At 62.0% G+C, this 20,732-nt stretch carries 15 protein-coding genes; 7 read left to right on the top strand and 8 right to left on the bottom strand.

Going from position 1 to position 20,732, the window contains the following annotated elements; genetic code table 11:
* Positions 1-5: 5 nt before the first annotated feature.
* Positions 6-1,316, bottom strand: coding sequence for an MFS transporter (locus tag MHZ97_RS18495; RefSeq protein WP_239315372.1), 1,311 nt, complete (start codon positions 1,314-1,316; stop codon positions 6-8).
* 238 nt (positions 1,317-1,554) lie between these two features.
* Here MHZ97_RS18495 and MHZ97_RS18500 point away from each other — a divergent pair, with 238 nt between their 5' ends.
* The gene (locus MHZ97_RS18500) at positions 1,555-2,619 is read left to right on the top strand and encodes a LacI family DNA-binding transcriptional regulator (protein ID WP_103794677.1); all 1,065 of its coding nucleotides are present in this window, start codon (positions 1,555-1,557) and stop codon (positions 2,617-2,619) included.
* Here the strand turns inward: MHZ97_RS18500 and MHZ97_RS18505 are convergent.
* Complete coding sequence (locus MHZ97_RS18505) at positions 2,616-5,477, bottom strand: EAL domain-containing protein (protein ID WP_239315371.1); 2,862 nt, start codon at positions 5,475-5,477, stop codon at positions 2,616-2,618. The genes MHZ97_RS18500 and MHZ97_RS18505 overlap by 4 nt on opposite strands.
* Before the next feature lie 92 nt (positions 5,478-5,569).
* Between MHZ97_RS18505 and MHZ97_RS18510 the strand changes: the two genes are divergently transcribed.
* Positions 5,570-5,863: a hypothetical protein gene (locus tag MHZ97_RS18510; protein WP_224481614.1), complete on the top strand. Its 294-nt coding sequence runs from the start codon at positions 5,570-5,572 to the stop codon at positions 5,861-5,863.
* A gap of 172 nt (positions 5,864-6,035) precedes the next feature.
* On the opposite strand, the gene MHZ97_RS18515 is transcribed toward MHZ97_RS18510, so the two are convergent.
* From MHZ97_RS18515 to MHZ97_RS18525, 3 genes are all read right to left on the bottom strand, one after another.
* Positions 6,036-6,641 carry a cupin domain-containing protein gene (locus MHZ97_RS18515; RefSeq protein WP_103794674.1) on the bottom strand — a complete coding sequence of 202 codons (606 nt, stop codon included), beginning with the start codon at positions 6,639-6,641 and terminating at the stop codon, positions 6,036-6,038.
* 148 nt (positions 6,642-6,789) lie between these two features.
* Complete coding sequence (locus MHZ97_RS18520) at positions 6,790-8,913, bottom strand: bifunctional diguanylate cyclase/phosphodiesterase (RefSeq protein WP_239315370.1); 2,124 nt, start codon at positions 8,911-8,913, stop codon at positions 6,790-6,792.
* Between the two features lie 155 nt (positions 8,914-9,068).
* The gene (locus tag MHZ97_RS18525; RefSeq protein WP_239315369.1) at positions 9,069-11,099 is read right to left on the bottom strand and encodes a bifunctional diguanylate cyclase/phosphodiesterase; all 2,031 of its coding nucleotides are present in this window, start codon (positions 11,097-11,099) and stop codon (positions 9,069-9,071) included.
* 533 nt (positions 11,100-11,632) lie between these two features.
* On the opposite strand from MHZ97_RS18525, the gene MHZ97_RS18530 reads away from it, so the two are divergent.
* Genes MHZ97_RS18530 through MHZ97_RS18550 form a run of 5 tightly spaced genes read left to right on the top strand, consistent with a single transcriptional unit; the run spans position 11,633 to position 16,879 of the window.
* Positions 11,633-12,202 carry a spore coat protein U domain-containing protein gene (locus tag MHZ97_RS18530; RefSeq protein WP_103794671.1) on the top strand — a complete coding sequence of 190 codons (570 nt, stop codon included), beginning with the start codon at positions 11,633-11,635 and terminating at the stop codon, positions 12,200-12,202.
* A gap of 49 nt (positions 12,203-12,251) precedes the next feature.
* Positions 12,252-12,740, top strand: a complete 489-nt coding sequence (locus tag MHZ97_RS18535) for a spore coat U domain-containing protein (protein WP_224481759.1) — start codon at positions 12,252-12,254, stop codon at positions 12,738-12,740.
* 27 nt (positions 12,741-12,767) lie between these two features.
* The gene (locus MHZ97_RS18540; protein WP_199187300.1) at positions 12,768-13,454 is read left to right on the top strand and encodes a molecular chaperone; all 687 of its coding nucleotides are present in this window, start codon (positions 12,768-12,770) and stop codon (positions 13,452-13,454) included.
* Positions 13,455-15,905, top strand: coding sequence for a fimbria/pilus outer membrane usher protein (locus tag MHZ97_RS18545; RefSeq protein WP_103794668.1), 2,451 nt, complete (start codon positions 13,455-13,457; stop codon positions 15,903-15,905).
* Positions 15,902-16,879 carry a spore coat U domain-containing protein gene (locus tag MHZ97_RS18550; RefSeq protein WP_239315368.1) on the top strand — a complete coding sequence of 326 codons (978 nt, stop codon included), beginning with the start codon at positions 15,902-15,904 and terminating at the stop codon, positions 16,877-16,879. The genes MHZ97_RS18545 and MHZ97_RS18550 overlap by 4 nt, the downstream gene beginning before the upstream one ends.
* Here the strand turns inward: MHZ97_RS18550 and MHZ97_RS18555 are convergent.
* The 3 genes from MHZ97_RS18555 to MHZ97_RS18565 form a co-directional block, all read right to left on the bottom strand.
* Positions 16,876-18,195: an MFS transporter gene (locus MHZ97_RS18555; protein ID WP_239315367.1), complete on the bottom strand. Its 1,320-nt coding sequence runs from the start codon at positions 18,193-18,195 to the stop codon at positions 16,876-16,878. The genes MHZ97_RS18550 and MHZ97_RS18555 overlap by 4 nt on opposite strands.
* A 210-nt stretch (positions 18,196-18,405) precedes the next feature.
* On the bottom strand, positions 18,406-19,473 hold the full coding sequence (locus tag MHZ97_RS18560; protein WP_103794859.1) for an AraC family transcriptional regulator: 1,068 nt from the start codon (positions 19,471-19,473) through the stop codon (positions 18,406-18,408).
* 138 nt (positions 19,474-19,611) lie between these two features.
* Positions 19,612-20,616 (bottom strand): phosphotransferase enzyme family protein, encoded by a 1,005-nt coding sequence (locus tag MHZ97_RS18565; RefSeq protein ID WP_103794665.1) that lies wholly within the window; start codon positions 20,614-20,616, stop codon positions 19,612-19,614.
* Between the last annotated feature and the right edge of the window lie 116 nt (positions 20,617-20,732).

Consider the following 20,732-nt stretch of genomic DNA (forward strand, 5'->3'; position numbering starts at 1 on the left):
TGTCCTTATTGTTCCGCGCTGCGCTGACGACGGTCGGCGATAAACATCACCAGAAAAATCGCGCCCACCAGGTCGAAAAAGCCCATGGCGACGAACAGCGGATTAAAACCAATGGTGTCGGCGGTAACGCCGATAATCAGAGAGAAGATAAAGCTGGCGATCCAGGCGCAGGATCCGCGCATGCCGTTAACCGTCGCCATCTGGCGGCGATCGAAGCGTTCGACCACCAGCGCGCTGAGCATGCAGGAGATCACCTGATGGCCGAAGCCGCCGATGGAGATCAGGGCGATCGCCAGATAGGGATCTTTTACAAGGGTCATCAGCGCCAGTGAGATCATCAGCACCGCGCCGGTGATCGAGCTGGCAACGATGGAGTTGACGCGCGTCAGGCCGAACCACTTCACGTAGATTTTGGTCAGGTAGCCGCTGGCGACGCTGCCGAGATCGGCGGCGAGAAACGGCAGCCAGGCGAACATCACGATCTGCTTAAGATCCATGCCGCGCTCGTTAGCCAGATAGAGCGGCACCCAGAAGCTCAGCACCGCCCAGGCGGGCTCGGCGAGAAATGCCGGAAGCGCGATACCGTAGAACTTCTTCTCTTTGCCGATGCTTTTCAGCGCCTGAAAGAACGGCAGCTTTTCCCCCACGGCTTCGTTGTCCTGCGTAATCCAGGCGCGCTCTTCGTCGGAAAGACGGGTATGTTTTTCCGGCGACTGATAGCCCCACCACCAGAGGCCAACCCACAGCAGCCCCAGCCCGCCGGTGAGCAGAAACGCCCCCTGCCAGCCAAAGGTGATATGCGCCACATAGATAATCGGCGGTGCCAGCATCGCGCCGACCGAAAAGCCGACGCCCGCCCAGCCTGCGGCGACCGGACGCTCTTTTTTCGGGAACCAGTCGCCGAGCGCCTTGGCGTTAGCGGGCGTCGCCGCCGCTTCCGACGCGCCCATCACAAAGCGCAGCAGCGCCAGGTGCAGCCAGCTTCCCGCGCCGGCGTGCAGCAGACAGGTCACCGACCAGATCAGTGCGCAGATCAGGAAGCCCATCTTCAGGCCGATAATGTCGATCAGCCAGCCGCAGAGCGGCTGAAACAGGGTATAGGCGAGCTGGAACGCTGCCACCACCCAGGAGTACTGCTCGGTGCTCATATTCAGGCTGGTTTTCAGCTCCGGCGCCAGAATGCCGAGAGAATTACGGGTGACGTAGTTAACCGTCACGCCCAGCAGAAACAGTCCCAGCATCCACCAGCGGAGATTTTTAATCGCGCGCAGCGTTCGCGCCGCGCCGATGGGTTTAGTCGTTGATTCAAGGCTCATTTGTCAGCTCCTGTGCAGGCTTTTAACGGCCGGTTTGATCCTTCACCTCGCCCTCCGGCGTACTGCGTGAACCTGTCTGGCACCTTAAAAAAGCGCGAAACGTCGGTATAGCCTCTTTTTTGCAAGCTTTTTCATGGCAAAATTTTCGGCGCGTTTAAAGCCGTATCCAGGGCTTATCTGACGCGATTCAGCACGCTATGAAAATTTTTTCATTCGCAGATTTGAGGGCGATCACAAAATGAAACAAAGGCTGAAAATCAGCGAGATTGCGGCGCTGAGCGGCGTCTCCATCAGCACCGTTTCGCGCGTGCTGGCAGGCAAGGCGAATACCCGCGCCAGCACGCGCGATAAGGTTCTGGCGGTGGCGCAGCAGCAGGGGGTGCTGGATAACCTGCACAGCGGCCGCCTGCTGCTGAATAATCTGATGGTGTTTGCGCCGCCGCGCGCGTTCGACGTGCGCAGCGATATCTTTTACTACAAGGTGATTCAGGGCATCGACCAGGCGATCGCCCCGCATGAGGTGCGTTTACGCTACTGCGCGCTGGAGGAGAATGAGAGCGACACGGCGCTGTTTCTGGAGAAGATGCAGCAAACCGACGCCGCGCTGCTGGTGGGGATCGATGACGATCATATTCACCAGCTGGCGGCGGAGATCGACAAGCCCTGCGTGTTGATCAACGCGATGGATCGCCGCATGCGGCTCTCTTCGGTCTCGCCGCATCATCAGCTGATTGGCGAAAGCGCCGCGCGCTACCTGTTCGAGCAGGGACACCGCCAGATCTTGTCGCTGCACTGCCTGCGCCGCTACACCATGGAGCAGCGTCTGCAGGGGGTGCGCGACGCCTGGCACGCCATGAACCTGCGCTTCGACAGCCGCCAGCACCTGCTGACGCTCACCAGCTTCAGCCGGCTTGAGGCGGCAGAGAGATTAAGCGAATACCTGAAGCACTGCCCGCGCGCCCAGCGCCCGACCGCGATTCTGGCCAGCGGCGACTATATCGCCGCCGGCGCGGTGGAGGCGCTGCAGCAGGCCGGGCTGCGCGTGCCGCAGGATGTTTCGGTGATGAGCATGGATGGCTTCAATCTCGCCGCCATCCACGATATTCCGCTGACCTCCGTGCAGGTGCCGCGCGACGAGCTGGGCGCGGAGGCGGTGCGCATGGTGCAGAGCATGCGCCTGAACCCGCAGATCCTGCCCGGCACCCTGCTGCTGCACGGTAAGCTGGTGGTGCGCGAATCGGTGCGCCGCATCCGCGACAACCTCAGCCATGCGCCGGTGCAGCAGCACGGTCTTTACGATTAAGTCGGGTTGGTCAGCGCTTTCAGCCGCAGCTCCGACGGCTGCGGGCGGCCGAAGTAGTAGCCCTGGAACAGGGTGCAGCCCTCTTCGCGCAGCCTGGCGAACTGTTCGCTGCTCTCTACCCCTTCGGCCGTGATCTGAATATCGAGACTGCGGCTCATGCCGGTGATGGCGCGGATAATCGCCAGCGCTTCGCGGCTGTCGCCCATATCGCTGATAAAGGACTTGTCGATTTTGATTTTGTCGAACGGGAAGGATCGCAGATAGCTGAGCGACGAGTAGCCGGTGCCGAAGTCGTCCAGCGCAATCTGCACGCCGAGCTTTTTCAGGCTCTCCAGCGTGCGAATATTGCCGAGCGAGTCGTCAAGCAGCACCGACTCGGTGATCTCGACCTCCAGCCGGCTCGGCTCCAGGCCAGAGTCGCGCAGCGCGGCCTCCACCACCGAGACCAGCGAGCTGTTTTTAAACTGAAGCGGCGACAGGTTGACCGACACCGACTGATTGCCGTCCCAGGTCGTCGCCTCGCGGCAGGCTTCGAACAGCGCATAGGCGCCAAGCATATGGATCAGCCCGCTCTCCTCTGCGATGGGGATAAAGTCGTTGGGCATAATCAGCCCTTTCACCGGATGGTGCCAGCGCATCAGCGCCTCGTAGCCGATAATCGACTGCGCCGCTTCGCCGTCGGTAATGGGCTGGTAGTAGAGCTTAAGCTGCTGGCTGCCGATCGCCTCGCGCAGATCGTTTTCGATCAGGCGGCGGCTGCGCGCCACGTCGTCCATCTCCAGCGTAAAGTGCTCGTAGCGGTTGCGTCCGTTGCGCTTGGCCTCGTAGAGCGCCATATCCGCGCAGCGCAGCATCTGCTCCGGCGTGTTGGTGACGGCGGAGCTAAGGGCGATGCCGACGCTAAGCCCGACGCTCAGGTTATGGCCTTCGATATTGACCGGCGGAGATATCGCGTCGATCAGCCGCTGCGCCACCAGCGCCGCCTCTTCCGCGCTGCCGATGGCGGGCAGCACGATAGCGAACTCGTCGCCGCCGATGCGCGCCAGGGTGTCGCGATCGCGCAGCGCGGCGCGCAGGCGTTTGGCCACCGCGCGCAGCAGTTCGTCGCCTATCTGGTGGCCGAGCGCGTCGTTGACGTTTTTGAAGTTGTCGAGATCGAGACAGAGCGTGGCGGTCTGTCGGCCGCTCTGGCTATCGCCGCGCAGCGCCTCGCTCAGGCGCTGACGGAACAGAATACGGTTCGGTAGGCTGGTCAGGTTATCGTGATGCGCCATATGGTGAATGCGCGCGTCGGCGGCGCGCTGGTCGGTAACATCCTCCACCAGCAGCATAATGTAGTTCTGCCGCGCGTCCTGCCCGCGGATAACGGTAGCGCGGGTATGCAGGATGCGTTCGCCGCTGGCGGTAAGCAGCTGCTGCTCGCGCTGGTGAATACCTTCGCTGCGCAGCGCGATATCCGCCAGGCTGTCGAAGTAGTCGCTGAGTTCGGCCGACATGCATTCGTGCGGTTTTTTATTGACCAGCATCGCTTTCGAAACGCCGAACAGCTTTTCCGAGCGGTCGTTGACCAGCAGGATCTCGCGCGTAATGGCGTCTTCGACTACCACACAGGAGGGAATATTGGCGATGATATTGTCGAGGAATTTCGACAGCGCCAACATTTTCGCGCTCTGCGCTTCCGCCAGATCTTTGGCGCGCAGCAGTTTCTGTTCCTGCTCGCGGCGCTCGGTGACGTCGCGCGTGATTTTAGCGAAGCCGATCAGCACGCCTTCATCGTTGTGAATAGCGTCGATCACTACGTGCGCCCAGAAGGCGCTGCCGTCTTTGCGGTAGCGCCAGCCTTCATCTTCGAAGCGGCCGCTGGCCAGCGCTTTTGCGAGGTTGGCGTCCGGCACGCCCTGCAGGCGCTCCTGCGCGCTATAGAACAGCGAGAAATGCTGTCCGACGATCTCTTCGGCAATATAGCCTTTGGCACGCTGCGCACCGGCGTTCCAGTTCACCACGCAGCCCTTTAGATCCAGCATATAGATGGCGTAGTCGGTAACGCCTTCCACCAGCAGGCGGAAGCGCTGCTCCTGCTCGCGCTGCGCGCGCAGCATCGCCTGCTGCTCGGTGCAGTCGCGCGTGATCTTGGCGTAGCCGATCAGCTTGCCGTTGTCGTCGCGCACCGCGTCAATAATGACGTGCGCCCAGAAGGCGCTGCCATCTTTGCGGTAGCGCCAGCCCTGATCCTCAAAACGGCCGGTGCGAAACGCCGTTTGCAGGTTTTTTTCCGGGATCAGCGCCTGGCGATCCTGAGCGCTGTAGAAGCGGGAGAAGTGCTGGCCGACGATCTCTTCCGCCACGTAGCCTTTGGCGCGCTGCGCGCCGACGTTCCAGTTCACCACCAGCCCGTCGTGATCCAGCATATAGATAGCGTAGTCGGTGACGCCCTCCACCAGCAGGCGGAAGCGCGCTTCCTGCTCGCGCTCTTTGCGCCGCTGCGCCTGCTGTTCGGTGCAGTCGCGCGTAATCTTGGCGAAGCCGATCAGCTCGCCGTGCGGATCGCGGATGGCGTCGATGACCACATGCGCCCAGAAGGCGCTGCCGTCTTTGCGGTAGCGCCAGCCTTCGGTTTCAAAGCTGCCGGTGCGCGCGGCGGTATCCAGACTGCGCTGCGGCACGCCGTTGAGCCGATCGCTTTCGCTGTAAAAGAGTGAGAAATGCTTACCAACTATCTCATCTGGCGTGTAGCCCTTGGCTCGCTGCGCCCCTGCATTCCAGTTAGCTACCGTGCCGTCTGGCTTAAGCATATAAATGGCGTAGTCGATCACGCTCTGTACCAGTATCCGATACATAACATCAGCATTTTTATCCATTGTTATTAGCCTGTTGCTGCGCTGCCTGAAGTTGCCCTAAAAAGTTAAGAATGGTCTTAATAACGCCCCGACTACATCTGAAACGGTCTGTTTTGACAAGCACAAATGCGTGGAATATGAAAGTTAGTAGGTGGGTTATCGGCAGTGGCGAGAGAATGTTCAACTGTAAATGCGCTTATGTGAATACGGGAAACCTGGCGGTGAAGGATAAGCAGATAAAAAACAAAATGCACGAAAAGCCCGAGGTGAACCCTCCGGTGCCAGACGCGCTGGAACAGGCGCGCTGCGCGGCGGAGCGTCAGGCGCACGCCGGCGGCGCGGGTGATATCAGTCAGGTTTTGATGGCGGGGCTGCCCGCAGCAGATCACGCCCGATTGCGGTTTTAACGCGCCGGGCCTGAGCATGTCGCAACGCGCCGACGCCGCCATGCCCAGGGCCGTCTGAACGCACAGGCCGACCTGATAAAAGCGCGCCTGTCAGGACGCGGCCGCTTCTGTTTTTTTGACGTGACGGCGTCAGAAATAGAGAGGAATGTTTTAAATTTCTGACGCGCGCCGGTCAGAAATGGTCGGCGATCGGCGTCCAGATTTCGGTTACCGCTCCCTCTTTGCCGGTAAAGGGATCGCGCGTCGGCAGCGGCACCTGCTTCACCTGCTGCTCCGCAGCGTGCAGTTTTGCCGGCTCGTCGCGGTTGGTTTCCGGCGCAAAGCCCTCCGGGTATGCGCCAACCACCATAAAGTCCTCGCTGGCGTAGACCTGCTTATGGCCGACGCCCGCCGGGATCAGCACCGCGTCGCCCGCGCGCAGCGTTACCATGCGGCCGGTGTCGCCGCCAAACAGCACTTCCGCCCAGCCCTGCGCCACGCCCAGCAGCTCATGGGTGTTGGGATGGTAGTGGGTATAGGGAAAAATATCGTAACGCCACGAAGGCGGCCAGCCGTTGCGCGCAAAGGTCTGCTCGAACCAGCCGGCGAGGTCGGGCTCCTCCTCCTCCGCCTCATCCAGCGCCACGCGCGGCCAGATGATAAGCGGCAGAGGATTGTTGGGCACGCCGCCCGACGGGCTGGCGAGCATCAGGTGCTGCGGATTATTCGACGAACCGGCGGCGAAGGTGCCCGCCGCGAAGGACATCAGCAACAACAGACTGGAAGAAGAGGCAGTCATACAGGTTCTCCGGGTAGCTTTCCGCTCAGTGTGACAAACCTGATGGCCGTTGCAATGTGCGCTGGCCAGCAGATCTGCGATAAAAGCATGATTTTGCTAACCAAACACAAATAACAACGCAACAATTCTGTCACTTTGTGCGGTTGACTTATCCCGGCAGCGCTTCGCAGAGCGCAGGCGACGCCACAGCGTCATTTTTCTGCTCCGCCTCCGGCGCGTAATTGGGCAGCTCCTCAACCTTTTCCGGCGGAACGGGCTTGCCCAGCAGATAGCCCTGCAGCGTATTGCAGCCTAATCCGGTTAAAAAGGCCTGCTGTTCGGCGGTCTCTACCCCTTCCGCCACCACTTTAAGATCCAGCGACTGCGCCAGCGCGACAATGGCCGAGACGATGGTGGCGTCCTCGGTGTGATGCTGCAGCTCGTTCACAAACGCCCGATCGATTTTCAGCTCGCTGGCCGGTAAGCGCTTGAGATAGAGCAGGCTCGAATAGCCGGTGCCGAAGTCATCAATCGAGGCTTTCACCCCCAGCTGCGTCAGCTGGGTCAGGATACGCACGCTCTCGTCTGGATCGCGCATCGCAGTAGTTTCCGTGACCTCCAGCGTCAGCATCTCAGGCGGAATGCCGTGCGCTGCCAGCGCCTCGGTCACCGTCTCCACCAGGCTGCTCTGTTCAAACTGCAGGGCCGACAGGTTTACCGCCACCGACCAGTTGGTATGCCCCTGCTGACGCCATTCGCGCAGCTGGCGACAGGCTTCATTGATAACCCAGCAGCCGATAGTGACGATCATCCCGGTCTTCTCCGCCAGCGGCAGGAAGATATCGGGGGTCAGCAGGCCGCGCGTCGGGTGCTGCCAGCGCAGCAGCGCTTCAAAGCCGATAATCGGGCCGCGCGGCGCGCAATATTTCGGCTGGTAAAACAGCCGCAGCTCCTGATTCTCCTGCGCGTGCCACAGATCATTGTTGAGCTGCAGCTGGCTTTGCGCCAGGGTATTCATCGAAGGCTGGAAGAAGTTATGCCCGTTGCGGCCGTTGTTTTTGGTGTGATACATCGCGGCATCGGCGTTGAACATCAGCTCGCGCTCGTCGTTGCCGTCGCCCGGATAGACCGCGATGCCGATGCTCAGCGAGACCATCAGCTCGTAGCGGGAGATCTGAAACGGACGCTCGATAGCTTTCACCAGCGTGTCCGCCACCGTCGCGGCGTCGTTGGGATCGTTGATCTCAATCAGCAGCACAAACTCATCGCCGCCCATGCGCGCCAGGGTGTAGTAGCCCTTCATCTGCTCGCTCATGCGCTCGGTGACGGCGATCAGCAGATTGTCGCCGACGTGATGGCCAAAGGCGTCGTTTACCGCTTTAAAACCGTCGAGATCCATAAACATCAGCGCGAACTGGGTGCGCTCGCGATTGGCTTTATTGATCGCCTGTTCGAGACGATCCTCCAGCAGAATACGGTTCGGCAGGCGGGTCAGGTTATCGTGCAGCGCCAGCTGCGCCAGTTCGCGGTTCGCCTCTGCCAGCGAACGCGCCAGAATAGCGGTGCGCGCCTGCATGCGCGCGTCGAGCATCGACACCAGCAGCGTAATGCCGAGGATCGCCAGGGTTACCACCGTGACCAGGATCGCCAGCCAGTTGCTGTTAACGCCGCTCATGCCGGCGTGGCCGTGCGCCGGGAAGCTGGCGGCCGCCATGCCGGTGTAGTGCATGCCCGCGATGGCGCAGCCCATCACCACCGACGCGCCGAGGCGCAGCAGCGTCGTGCGGCCGCTGGTGCCGTCGCGCAGGTTAAACGCCAGCCACAGCGCCGCGCCCGAGGCCACCAGCGCAATCACCACCGAGAGCGCGATCCAGCCCCAGTTCCAGCTGATGCCGGGAGAGAACATCAGCGCCGCCATGCCGGTGTAGTGCATCGCCACCACGCCGCTGCCCAGCACCAGCGCGCCGCTCAGCAGCTTTTTCAGCGGCAGATCGCCCCGACAGACCAGCCAGAGCGCGAAGATCGAGGCGATAACGGCAATCGCCATTGAGATGCCGGTGAGCGACGCGTCGTAGCTCATTACCATCGCCATGGTCATCGACAGCATGCCGATAAAGTGCATCGCCCAGATGCCAACGCCCATGGCGAAGCCGCCGCCAAACAGCCATATCAGCGCAACTTTCCCTGTCGAGGTGGCGACGCGTCCCGCCATATCCAGCGCGGTAAAAGAGGCCAGCATCGCAACCAGAATAGAAACGATGACGGTAAACGAGTCGTATGAGGTCACCAACATAGTGAAGTCCCGTGAAGGCGCGTAATTGCAGCCATAGCGTTGTAATGAAAAAGTCACAAGGGTGAATTATTTGCTCAGGTTATCGGCAAAAGGCAAAAGGTAATTAGCCCGTCACGATGAAAGGTTCCGATGCCTGTGAGCGTTAAAATCTATCGTCAGACCGCAGCGAAGTCGGCGATGCGATCGGCCGGCGTGGGTTTGCCCAGCAGATAGCCCTGCAGCGCGTCAAAACCCAGCCGGGTCAGCAGCGTCTGCTGCTCTTCGGTTTCGACCCCTTCCGCCACCATCTGCAGGTTAAGCGTCTGCGCCAGCGCCAGCATTGCGCTTACCACGGTGGCGTCCTGGCTGTCGGCGCGCAGGCTGTTGATAAAGCTGCGGTCTATCTTCAGCTCGCTGGCGTCGAGGTGCTTCAGATGCAGCAGATTAGCGTAGCCGATGCCGAAGTTGTCGATCGCCACCCTGACCGCAATTTGTTGCAGCTCGCTGATGCGCTGCTGGCTAAACTGCGGATCGCGCATGGCGATGCTCTCGGTGATCTCCAGCGTCAGCGCGCTGCCCGGCAGCTGATGGCGCAGCAGCGCCTGACGCACCGTCTCCAGCAGATCGCGTTGATGAAACTGCAGGGCTGAAAGGTTAACGGAGACCGTCCAGTGCGCGTGTCCTTCGCTGTGCCACTGTTTAAGCTGGCGGCAGGCTTCGTTGATCACCCAGTTGCCCAGCGCGACGATCTGCCCGGTCTTCTCCGCGCGCGGCAGGAAAATGTCAGGCATCAGCAGGCCGCGCGTCGGGTGCTGCCAGCGCAGCAGCGCCTCAAAGCCGATCAGTTCGCTGCTGCTGGAGCGGAATTTTGGCTGATAGAACAGCTGCATCTCCTGACGCTCCAGCGCCAGCCAGAGATCGTTGGCCAGCGCCAGCTGATGCTGCGCGCTGGCGCTCATCGCCGGTTCAAACAGGCAGTAGCCATTACGCCCGCTGTGCTTGATGTGGTACATCGCCGAGTCGGCGTTAAACATCAGCTCCTGCTTGCTGCGCCCGTGCTGCGGCGAGAGCGCGACGCCGACGCTGAGCGAGACGCGCAGCAGGTAGCGATCCAGCGAGAACGGCTCGTCAATGGTTTTGACCAGCCGCTGCGCCAGCGCCGCCGCCTGCCGCGGCTCGTTGCCCTGCGTCAGCAGCACAAACTCATCGCCGCCGAGGCGCGCCAGCAGCATGTCGTCGTCGCTGAGCTGGCGACGCAGGCGGTCGGCGACCGCGATCAGCAGGCGATCGCCGACGTAGTGGCCCCAGGTGTCGTTGACCGCCTTAAAGCCGTCGAGATCCATATACATCAGGGTAAAGCCCGGCCTGTCGCGCGTCCCCTGGCTGAGAACGGCATCCAGCCGCTGCTCCAGCATCACGCGATTGGGCAGCGCGGTGAGATTGTCGTGCATCGCCAGCTGATGCAGCTCCTGATTCGCCAGCTTCAGCCGCTGCGCCAGCCGCACGGCGCGCAGCTGGGCGAGCAGCGTAAAGCCGAGGATAGAGAGCGTGCCCAGCGCGACCCACACCGCCAGTCCCTGGCCGCTGACCCCCTGCGCCAGCGGCATGCTGTGGCGATCGAACTGCGCCGCCGCCATGCCGGTGTAGTGCATGCCGGCGATAGCGACGCCCATCACCAGCGCGCCGAGCGCGCGCATCGTCAGCAGATGTTTTTCCCCCTGGCGCAGATGAAACGCCAGCCAGAGGGCGGCGGCGGACGCAAGATAAGCGATGGCGAGAGAGAGCGCGACCAGCGAAAAGCGCCAGTGCGGCGCGGGAGAGATCAGCAGCGCGCCCATGCCGATATAGTGCATCGCCACTACCCCGCTGCCGAGCATAAGGCTGCCGGTTAGCCAGCGGCGGCGGCTAAAGCCACCGTGCTGGGTCTGCGCAAACGCCAGTATGCAGGCGAGGCAGGCCGCCAGCAGCGACAGCACCGTCAGCCCGGTGTCGTAGCGCATCGGCATCATCATCGCCAGCATGCCGATAAAGTGCATCGCCCAGATGCCGATGCCCATCGCCATGCCGCCGGCCAGCAACCATATCCGCGCCATCCAGCCTTGCGACACCGCGACGCGCCCTGCCGTATCCAGCGCGGTGAACGCGGCAATAAAAGCGACGATCAGCGAAACGCCGACCAGGGCGCAGTCCCAGGTGACCAGCAGCATGTGCAACTCCTCACGGCCCGCCCGTGGGCAGACGCTGTGTTGTAATCGAAAACGACGTCAAAAAGCAGACGGATAAAAAAGAGGTCAGCCGTGCAGTTTATTATTTTCAGGGCCGTTTAGCGCGCTCCCGACAGCGGCGGAACCTGATTAAGATTTTTCCTGCTCGATAGATAAAAGGGTAACTGGACCTGATTAATGCACGAACATATCACTGTTAACGAGGCGGCGGTAGGGGGCAAAATACCCCGCGCTTTGCTTTTTTTTATGTGGCACAAGGTATTGGTATTACAGGTTTATCGCCCTGAAAGGCGAATTGATTAAGGAAAATTCCCGGTATCGCTTCACCGGCGCTTGCACGCTGCTCTATATTAAGTAAAATTTATAAAAAATACTTAGCTCAAAGCTGAGATTATCCTCAGGACGAGGCGCCCTTTCCTGCCTTGCCGGAGCCGCGGTCGCCAGACCTTGCTTGATTTCATCATTAATCACCGGGCGAAAAAGCACTGACTCTGAATAATCGGTAAGGATTAATTATGAAACTCAAGCTTTTTCTTTTGGCCGCTGCGGGCCTGACTTCGGCACTCCCTGCTGTGACTTTTGCCGCCACCACAACAGGAACAATCAATGCCACGCTGACGCTGACCACCGGCTGCCTGGTGAACGGCCAGTCCGCCACGACCGGCGTTAACTTCGGTACCCTGAACTTCGGCAGCAGCGCGGCGACCTTTGATACCCTGAACGCCACGCTGGTCGGCGCGTCCGGCAACGGCATCTACGTGCGCTGCACCACCGGCCAGACCTATAACGTGCAGGTGACCAGCAGCAATGAGGCGCCCGCCACCGTTTTCGGCACGGTTTCCGGCCAGCCGCGCTATCTGATCCTCGGCTCCAACAACACCCAGGGGATCGCCTATACCCTCTACAGCGACGCAGCCTTTACCACCGCTATCGCCAACAACACCAATATCGCCGCCAGCGGCACTACCGATCCCACGCTGGGCACCAACTACGCGATTTACGGCCGCGTCGTGGGCGGCGGCTTCAACCCGCTGATCCCGGCAGGCACCTACACCGACACCATTAACGTCGCCGTGAATTACTGATCGCGCGGTCAGGAGTATTCGGGTGGCTGCGTCGCGCGCTGTGCGCGGGCTGATCTGCGCGCTGCCCCTGCTGACAGGAAGTCTTAGCGCCTGGAGCCTGCCCACCAGCACGTTTCAAGTCTCAGCTTCCATCGTGGCGGGCTGCGTCGTCTCCGGTAGCAATACCGGCGTTTTCGGCACGCTTAATTTCGGCTCGCAGTCAGGCGTTGCCAGCAACAGCGTCAGCGCCAGCTTCGTGCAGAGCAGCACCATTACGCTCGCCTGCACCCCTGGCACCACGCTGAGCATGAGCATCAGCGGCGGCAGCAACTACACCACGACGCGCAACCTGAAGCACACCAGCAATACCAATACCGTGCCCTACACCCTCTATACCAACGCCAGCCAGACCACCGCCATTCCGGTGAACAGCCCCGTCGCACTGAGCTACAGCAATGCCAGTAACATTACGTTGCCGATTTACGGCCTGCTGAAGCTGCCCGGCCCAACGCGCGCCGGCGTCTACACCGACACGCTGACCGTGACGCTGAGCTGGTAGCCGCATGCTTAAAGGAGAACGTTGATGATGCGCGCCCTGTTGTTGTTTGTTTCCCTGCTGACGACCAGCGTTCAGGCGGCAAATTCGCTGATGATCTGGCCGATCGATCCCAGCATCAACCCGGATGAAAAAGCGAGCGAGCTGTGGCTGGAAAATCGCGGCAGCGTCACCACGCTGATGCAGGTGCGCATCTTTAGCTGGCAGCAGATCGGCGGCAAAGAGCAGTACGCCACCCAGCAGAGCATTGTCGCCAGCCCGCCGCTGGTGCGCATCGAACCGGGCAAAAAGCAGCTGGTGCGCCTGATTAAGCAGACGCCGCCCGGCGCGGGCCAGGAGCTGGCCTACCGCGTGGTGCTTGATGAGATCCCGACGCCGCGCACGCCGGGCGAAAACCAGGCGGGCCTCAATTTTCAAATGCGCTACTCGGTGCCGCTGTTTGTCTACGGCGAGGGGCTGACGCGCGACGCGGCGAAGCCGGAGCTGAGCTGGCGGCAGGTGAGCGAAGGCGGCCGCCCCTGGCTGCTGCTCACCAATCGCGGCAGCGGCCACGCGCGCCTCAGCAACGTTGCCGTTGGCGGACGCAAGCTGGGAGACGGCCTGTTCGGCTACGTGCTGGCGCGCAGCGAAAACCGCTGGCCGCTGAAAAGCGCGGTTAACGGCCAGTTAACGGCGGACACCAACGCCGGCGCGTGGCGCAGCGCGCCCGGCCGCTAAATGCCGCGCGCTCTTCACCCCTGCGCGCTGGCGGTGGCCAGCGTCTGCGCCTGTCTGACGCCGGCCGCCGCGCTGGCGGAGACCTTTTCGTCGCTGCCGCCGCCGCCGTCGCTGGATAACAGCGGCACTGGCCAGCGCTATATGCTGGAGCTGGTGGTCAACCAGCGCGATGGTGGCGCTATCGTGCCGGTAGAGCGACGCGACGGCCACCTGCTGGTGCGCGCCGGCGACCTGCAGCGCGCCGGCATCCCCGCGGAAAAACTGCCGGGTCCGCAGCTGGTGGACGTCAGCCAGTGGCCCGAGGTCAGCGCGAATTATGACGATGCCCGGCAGCGGCTGCTGCTGACGGTGCCGCCCGCCTGGCTCCCCGGTCAGGTGATTGGCGAGGCGCAGAACGGGCCGCGCTATCCGGGCCGCGCCACCACCGGCGCGCTGTTCAATTACGACCTCTACGCCACGCGCACCACCAACGCGGGCACCCGCCTTTCCGCCTGGAACGAGCTGCGCTTTTTCGGGGCCGCTGGCCAGTTTTCCAGCAACGGCGTCTGGCAGCAGCAGATAGAGGGCCGCGCGCCCGCGCAGGATGATGGCTATATCCGCTACGACACCTGGTGGAGCAACGAAGATGAGAACAACGTGGTCAGCTGGCGCGCTGGCGATCTCACCACCGACGCGCTGAGCTGGAGCAACAGCGTGCGCCTCGGCGGGATACAGGTCGGGCGCGATTTTAGCGTGCGGCCCGATCTGGTGACCTATCCGCTGCCCGCCTTCTCCGGCCAGGCGGCGGTGCCCTCCACCGTCGATCTCTTTATCAACGGTTACCGCTCCAGCCAGGCGAACGTGCAGCCGGGGCCCTGGTCGCTGACCAACGTGCCTTTCGTCAACGGCGCGGGCGATGCGGTGATCACCACCACCGACGCGGTGGGGCGTCAGGTGACGACGACGCTGCCCTTCTATGTCTCCAGCACGCTGCTGAAGGCGGGCCTGAGCGACTACTCGGTTTCCGCCGGGGCGTTTCGCGATAACTACGGCATTCACAATTTCGATTACGGCGAGGCGGCGGCGAGCGGCTCGCTGCGCTACGGCGCCACCGACTGGCTGACGCTGGAAACCCATGCCGAAGGGAGCGACAGCCTGGCGATGGGCGGCGCGGGCGCGATGTTTCGCGTCGGCAGCTTCGGCGTGCTGAACGGCGCGGCGGCGCAAAGCCAGATGAACGGTGCAGGCGGCAGGCAGTACAGCTGGGGCTACCAGTACAACAACAGCTGGTTCAGCATCGGCACGCAGCATATTCTGCGCAGCCGCGAGTTCGGCAATCTCGCCCTGCTCAGCAGCCGCAGCGGCAACAGCGATACCAGCAATACCACCTACAGCCTGGCGCGCCGCAGCGCCCAGTATAACGCCAGCCTGTCGCTGAGCCAGTACGGCAGCCTGGGCGCCGCCTGGATTGATATCAGCGGCGGCGACGGCCAGCATACGCGGCTGCTTAACCTCTCTTGGAGCAAAAACCTGTGGGGCAACTCAAGCCTCTACGTCTCCGCCAGCCGCGACCAGCAGCAGGGCGCATGGAGCGGCGCAATTTCACTGGTGATCCCGTTCGGCGAGCACGGCAGCGCCTCGGTAAGCATGGAGCGCGACCAGCAGGGTGAGAATAATCAGCGCCTCTACCTTTCGCGCTCGATGCCGAGCGATGGCGGCTTCGCCTGGGACGCCTCCTGGGCGCATCAGGGCGGCGACAGCGGCGACTACCGCCAGGGAAGCCTGCGCTGGCGCAATAACAAAATCGACACCTCGGCGGGCTTCTACGGCGACGACGACTACAACACCCAGTGGGCGGATCTCACCGGGTCGCTGGTGCTGATGGACAACCAGACCTTCGCCGCCAACGCCATTAATGACGCTTTCGTGGTGGTGAAAACCAGCTACCCCGACGTCAACGTGCGCTATGAGAATCAGTCAATGGGACGTACCGACCGCAACGGCTATCTGCTGGTGCCCTCAATCAGCAGCTACTATCCGGCGAAGTACGATATCGACACGCTCGATCTGCCCGCCGATATGACGACGCCCAACGTCGAGCAGCGCTTTGCGGTGAAACGCCAGAGCGGCTATCTGCTGCACTTCCCGGTAGAGAAGCTGCGCGCCGCCAGCGTGATCCTGCAGGATGCCGACGGCCAGCCGCTGCCGGTCTCCAGTCAGGTGCTGCGCGACGGCGAGGCGACCGGGTATATCGGCTGGGACGGCATCGCCTGGCTGGAAAATCTGCGCGCCAGCAATCCAATGCGCGTCACCACACCGGACGGCCGCAGCTGCAGCGCCGAGCTGACCATCGCCAGCGGCCAGCCGCAGGCGCTGAAGACCTATGGGCCCATTATCTGTCCGCTGCCGCCGCGCCCCGCAGGCGCGCCGACGCCCAGTGCCGATAACTCTACCTCAGGGATTACGCCATGAAAAAAATCCTGCTGCTGCTGGCGCTGCTGGCGCTCTTTCCGACGCTGTCGCGCGCCGCCTGCGCCCTGCCCAGCTCCACCGCCAGCTTTGGGTCGGTCACCACCTTTGTGGTTAACACTACGGCGCAGGCGACCTCGACCAACGCCAACGTCAACTGCGGGTCCGGCTCGTCGCTCTCGCTGCTGGGCAATAACCAGATCACCTTCCAGCTAACCGGCGCCACCAGCGTCAGCGGCACGCGCGGCACCCTCAAGCGCAGCGGTGACACCGGCAGCGATAATATTCCGGTGCAGCTCTGCGTCGACAGCGCCTGCGCCACCGAGCTGACCATTGGTGCCGCCGCCTATGTCTATAGCCAGTCGGTGCTGGTCAACCTCGCCGGCCTGCTGGGCAGCCTTAACTTCGCTATTCCGGTCTATTTGCGCAGCGTGCCGGGCCAGACGGTGGCCGCCGGCACCTACACCACCACGCTTAACCTGGCGGTGACCTATAACATCTGCACCAGCGTCGGCGTCGGCAACGTCTGCCTCTCGCCGCAGAGCGGCAGCGGTGTTATTCCCATAACCGTTACCATGGTGGTCACCAACGACTGCACCACCATTACCGCGCCCAATATCAGCTTCGGCAGCGCACCGCTGGTCGGCAGCTTCTCCGCCGTGTCGCAGACCATTAATGTGGTGTGCAGCAAAGGCAGCACCTACACGGTGGGATTAAGCAACGGCAGCTATGTCAGCGGCACGCAGCGCCAGATGGCGAGCGGTGCTAACCGGTTAAGCTATGAGATTTACAAGGGAACCAGCAGCAACCGCTGGGGGCCGAGCGGCACCGAACGCTACAGCAGCGCCAGCGCCACCAGCGTAAGCTCGGATGGACTGACGCGCGGCTACAGCTATACCGCGCGCATCCTTACCACGCAAACCACGCCGCCCGCAGGCAACTACACGGACAGCGTGGTGGTGGATCTGTCGTTTTAGACTGAGGCGCTGGCGGCCGCGCCGCTGTGGCGCGCGCGGTACTGCCTGACCATACGGCCAATCAGCAGCGTGCCGATCAGGCCGCAAACGGCGGCGAAGGTCAGCCAGACGCCGGGCATCGCCTTATCGCCGGTGGCGTGGATCAGGTAGCTGGAAACCGCAGGCGTAAAGCCGCCGAACAGCGCGGTCGCCAGGCTATAGGCGAGGGAAAAGCCCGAGGCGCGCACTTCCGCAGGCATAATCTCCGCCAGGTAGACCACCATCGCACCGTTATAGCTGGCGTAGAGGAATGAGAGCCACAGCTCCGCCTCCATCAGATGAGCAAAGGTCGGCGATCCCACCAGCCAGTGCAGCACCGGCCAGGTGGTGACGATCATCAGCAGCGTAAAGGTAATCAGCAGCGGACGGCGGCCGATGCGGTCCGAGAGCGCGCCCATTATCGGCAGCCAGATCAGGTTAGAGACGCCAACAAACAGCGTCACCAGGAAGCTCTGCTTGTCGCTCATCATCAGCACGGTTTTGCCGAAGGTGGGGGTAAAGGCGGTGATCATATAGAACATCACGGTGGTGGTGACCACCATCAGCATACCCGCCAGCACCAGCGCCCAGCTGCTCGCCAGCGAACGCATAATCTGCCGCATAGTCGGATGCTGTTTGCGCTGGCTGAAGGCTTCGGTCTCTTCCAGCATGCGGCGGACCCAGAAGAGAAAGGGCACGATCATACAGCCGACGACGAAAGGAATACGCCAGCCCCATTCCGTTACCGCCTCTTTCGCCAGCAGATGATTGAGCAGCAGGCCGAGCAGCGCGGCGAAGATCACCGCAATCTGCTGGCTGCCCGACTGCCAGCTGACGAAGAAGCCTTTGCGCCCTTTCGGCGCCACTTCCGCCAGATAGACCGAGACGCCGCCCAGCTCAACCCCGGCGGAGAAGCCCTGCAGCAAGCGGCCCAGCAGGATCAGAATCGGTGCGGCGGCGCCCAGCGTGGCGTAGCCCGGCACCAGCGCGATGGTAAGCGTACCGATCGCCATCAGCCCCAGCGTCAGCAGCAGCCCTTTGCGGCGGCCGTGATGGTCGATATAGGCACCAAGCACGATAGCCCCCAGCGGCCGCATCAGGAATCCGGCGCCGAAGGTCATCAGGGTCAACATTAGCGAGGCGAAAGGATCGTCGCCGGGAAAGAAGGTTTTTGCAATGGCGGTGGCGTAGTAGCCAAACACCATAAAGTCATACATTTCAAGGAAGTTACCGCTGGTAACGTTGAAAATGGTTCGAGCGCTGCCCTGAGGCTTTTGTAAAGACGGAGTGTGACTCATAGTGGCTTCCTGCGTTTTTTCTCCGTTTTAGCCTGAGCGAGCCGCGAATAATGTGACGCATATCACCATTGCACTTTACAATCCTGAAACCAAGAGTAACAAATAATTAACCCCGCAATTATGCAGCATAATTCACCGTTACGCGGGCGGGCGCTGCCTGAGTATGCTTGTCAGCGCTTGCGCCCGTGACCGTCAATCACAGCCGCGCGCTCAGAGAAAAACGCTGCTCTGCGATTTACGGCAGTCGCGCGGGCTGCAGCCAAACCAGCGCCGGAACGCGCGCGAGAAGGCGCTGACCTCGGAATACCCCAGCAGCAGCGCCATTTCAGAGACCGACAGATGGTGCTGCTTCAGATAATGGGTCGCCATCTCTTTGCGCACGCTGTCCACCAGCGCGGAGAAACTGGTCTGCTCATCGCGCAGTCGCCGCTGCAGCGACCAGGCGGAGAGTCCCTGCTTCTCGGCGATAATCTCCAGCGAGGGTTCGCCATTCAGCAGCTGAAGATGAATATCGGTGCGGGTCTGGTTAACGGTATCCTGGCTGACCACCGGCGGGCTGAGGCGACGGATCGCATCCTGCATCACCAGCAGCAGCATCGGATCGTGATCCGGCATTTTGCGGTTCAGATCCGCCTTAACGATGATCATCGAGTTAAAGGGCTGGTCGAAATAGACCGGCGCATCAAAGACCTTACAGTGTTCATGCCAGTGCTCAGGGCGCGGATGTTCAAAATGGACTTCGCGCGGCGCCCAGTGCCGCCCCGCCGCGTGGCGAATCAGGTTAAGAAACATGCCCAGCGTCAGCTCTGCATCCTGGCGGCGCAGAAGAATTGCGCCGTGACGCACCTGATAGTCGAGCTGCCAGCAATCGCTGTGCTCCGTCAGGCGGACGCAGGTATTGTGCTGATGCCAGGGAAAGGCGTTCACCACGTTTCGCAGCGCCTGCTCCAGGGTTGCCGAACAGAGGCCGATATAGCCAATCAGGCCCAGAGACTGCGGCCGGAACTGATGGCCATACTGCAAACCGAAATTGTCTACCCCCGCCTGGCTGGCGGCCTCTTCCAGCACCCGGCAGTAGTTCACCAGATCCAGACTCAGCGTCGGGCAGGCGAGCGTAGCGGCGTCGATGCCGCTGACGCCAAAAATGCGATCCACATCGCCGCCCTGCGCATTGATGAAATCACCCAGTCCTGTCGCGGCGGCCGACAGGACGCCACGGTGACTGCTGCCTGCGCTGGACATCGCCGTCAGCGCAACCTCGGGAAATCTGCTGGCCATGATCTTTTCCGCCTGAAACTGAATATCGTTAGTTTCTGCAAGAAACATACCAGCCGCCGGAGATGAGATTACAGCCATTTAGCGCCGTGCCGCCGCCGGTTGCACTGTTGTCGCTCATGCAGGCACCGCCAGAGTGCGCTACAGGCCGATCGGCAGAGGCGCGCCGTCGAGGTAGCGGTGGCACAACCGCACCGTATCGCCGGCCCAGCCGCTGCCGAGGCTGCGGGCCATCTCCGTTTCACAATGGGAGGCGACCCAGGCGGTAAGCTGAATGCGGCGCTGAATCAGCATCGACGGCAGGATGGCGAGATCCTCATCGCTGAGGTGCGCCACCTGTTCGTAGCCGTTTAGCCAGTTTTCTACCCACTGCGGGGCGCTGGGATGATGCTCGACAAAGCTGATCGCCGCGGCCAGATCGTGCAGATACCAGCCCATGCCGCAGTCATCAAAATCGATCACCCGCGTTTCGCCCTGATGAACCAGCAGATTGGTCAGACGCAGATCGGCGTGGATCAGGCCGTAGCGATCGGGCGACTGCCCAAATGCGGCCATCTCGCGACCGACCTGCGCCAGCGTCTCCTCAACCACCGCGTGCTGCGACGGCGCTAACCCCGCCACCTCACGCCAGTCGCCCCAGTGGCCGGCAGGCGAAACCATGCTGTGATGATCCCAGACGATGCGGCGAAACGCCTGCGGCTTTTGCCAGCGCCGACTGTGGTGGTGCAGCTGCGCAGTGATGCGCCCCAGCTGACGAAAGGCCGCCGGATCGACCGCGTCGGTGAGCATCTCGCCCTCTATCCAGTGGAACAGCACGGCATAGCGTTCGCCGCCCTCCGCCAGCGGCAGCGTCTGAATCCGTCCGCCCTGCCCGTCGCGCACCGCCACCGGCACGCAGATCGCGGCGGCCTGAAGGGCGTCCAGCCAGTGCAGCTCGCTTTCAATATCCTGCTTCGTGTGGTAATCGCCGCGGTGAATGCGTAACGCATAGCGTCCGTGCGGGGTGCTGACAGACAGGGTCGCGTTTTCGGAACGGCACAGCAGTTTGACCTCGGCGTGCAGGCAGGCGGGATAGGCCTGCAACGCCTGGTGGGCAAGCTGAAGAATGGCGTCGTTACTTAAGGTGTCATATTGCTTAATGCTCATCGCTGGCTCCCTCTCTCCTCGTGTGGAACCAGCATGGCGCTGAACCCGCCCCGCACGCTTGACCTGAGAGCAGACAAAAATTGACTTCAGCAGAGTCACCACGGCCTGTGGTGGGG

The organism is Pantoea sp. ACRSC (assembly GCF_022346785.1).
GTDB classification, from domain to species: Bacteria; Pseudomonadota; Gammaproteobacteria; order Enterobacterales; family Enterobacteriaceae; genus Pantoea; species Pantoea alvi.

Bases quoted from the DNA above. Each gene is read 5' to 3' on its own strand.
- MHZ97_RS18525 (WP_239315369.1), bottom strand. From the start codon at position 11,099: ATGCTGCTGGTCACCTGGGACTGCGCCCTGGTCGGCGTTTCGCTGATC.
- MHZ97_RS18555 (WP_239315367.1), bottom strand. From the start codon at position 18,195: ATGAGTCACACTCCGTCTTTACAAAAGCCTCAGGGCAGCGCTCGAACC.
- MHZ97_RS18545 (WP_103794668.1), top strand. From the start codon at position 13,455: ATGCCGCGCGCTCTTCACCCCTGCGCGCTGGCGGTGGCCAGCGTCTGC.
- MHZ97_RS18520 (WP_239315370.1), bottom strand. From the start codon at position 8,913: ATGTTGGTGACCTCATACGACTCGTTTACCGTCATCGTTTCTATTCTG.
- MHZ97_RS18495 (WP_239315372.1), bottom strand. From the start codon at position 1,316: ATGAGCCTTGAATCAACGACTAAACCCATCGGCGCGGCGCGAACGCTG.
- MHZ97_RS18540 (WP_199187300.1), top strand. From the start codon at position 12,768: ATGCGCGCCCTGTTGTTGTTTGTTTCCCTGCTGACGACCAGCGTTCAG.
- MHZ97_RS18550 (WP_239315368.1), top strand. From the start codon at position 15,902: ATGAAAAAAATCCTGCTGCTGCTGGCGCTGCTGGCGCTCTTTCCGACG.
- MHZ97_RS18560 (WP_103794859.1), bottom strand. From the start codon at position 19,473: ATGGCCAGCAGATTTCCCGAGGTTGCGCTGACGGCGATGTCCAGCGCA.
- MHZ97_RS18565 (WP_103794665.1), bottom strand. From the start codon at position 20,616: ATGAGCATTAAGCAATATGACACCTTAAGTAACGACGCCATTCTTCAG.
- MHZ97_RS18505 (WP_239315371.1), bottom strand. From the start codon at position 5,477: ATGGATAAAAATGCTGATGTTATGTATCGGATACTGGTACAGAGCGTG.
- MHZ97_RS18515 (WP_103794674.1), bottom strand. From the start codon at position 6,641: ATGACTGCCTCTTCTTCCAGTCTGTTGTTGCTGATGTCCTTCGCGGCG.
- MHZ97_RS18500 (WP_103794677.1), top strand. From the start codon at position 1,555: ATGAAACAAAGGCTGAAAATCAGCGAGATTGCGGCGCTGAGCGGCGTC.
- MHZ97_RS18530 (WP_103794671.1), top strand. From the start codon at position 11,633: ATGAAACTCAAGCTTTTTCTTTTGGCCGCTGCGGGCCTGACTTCGGCA.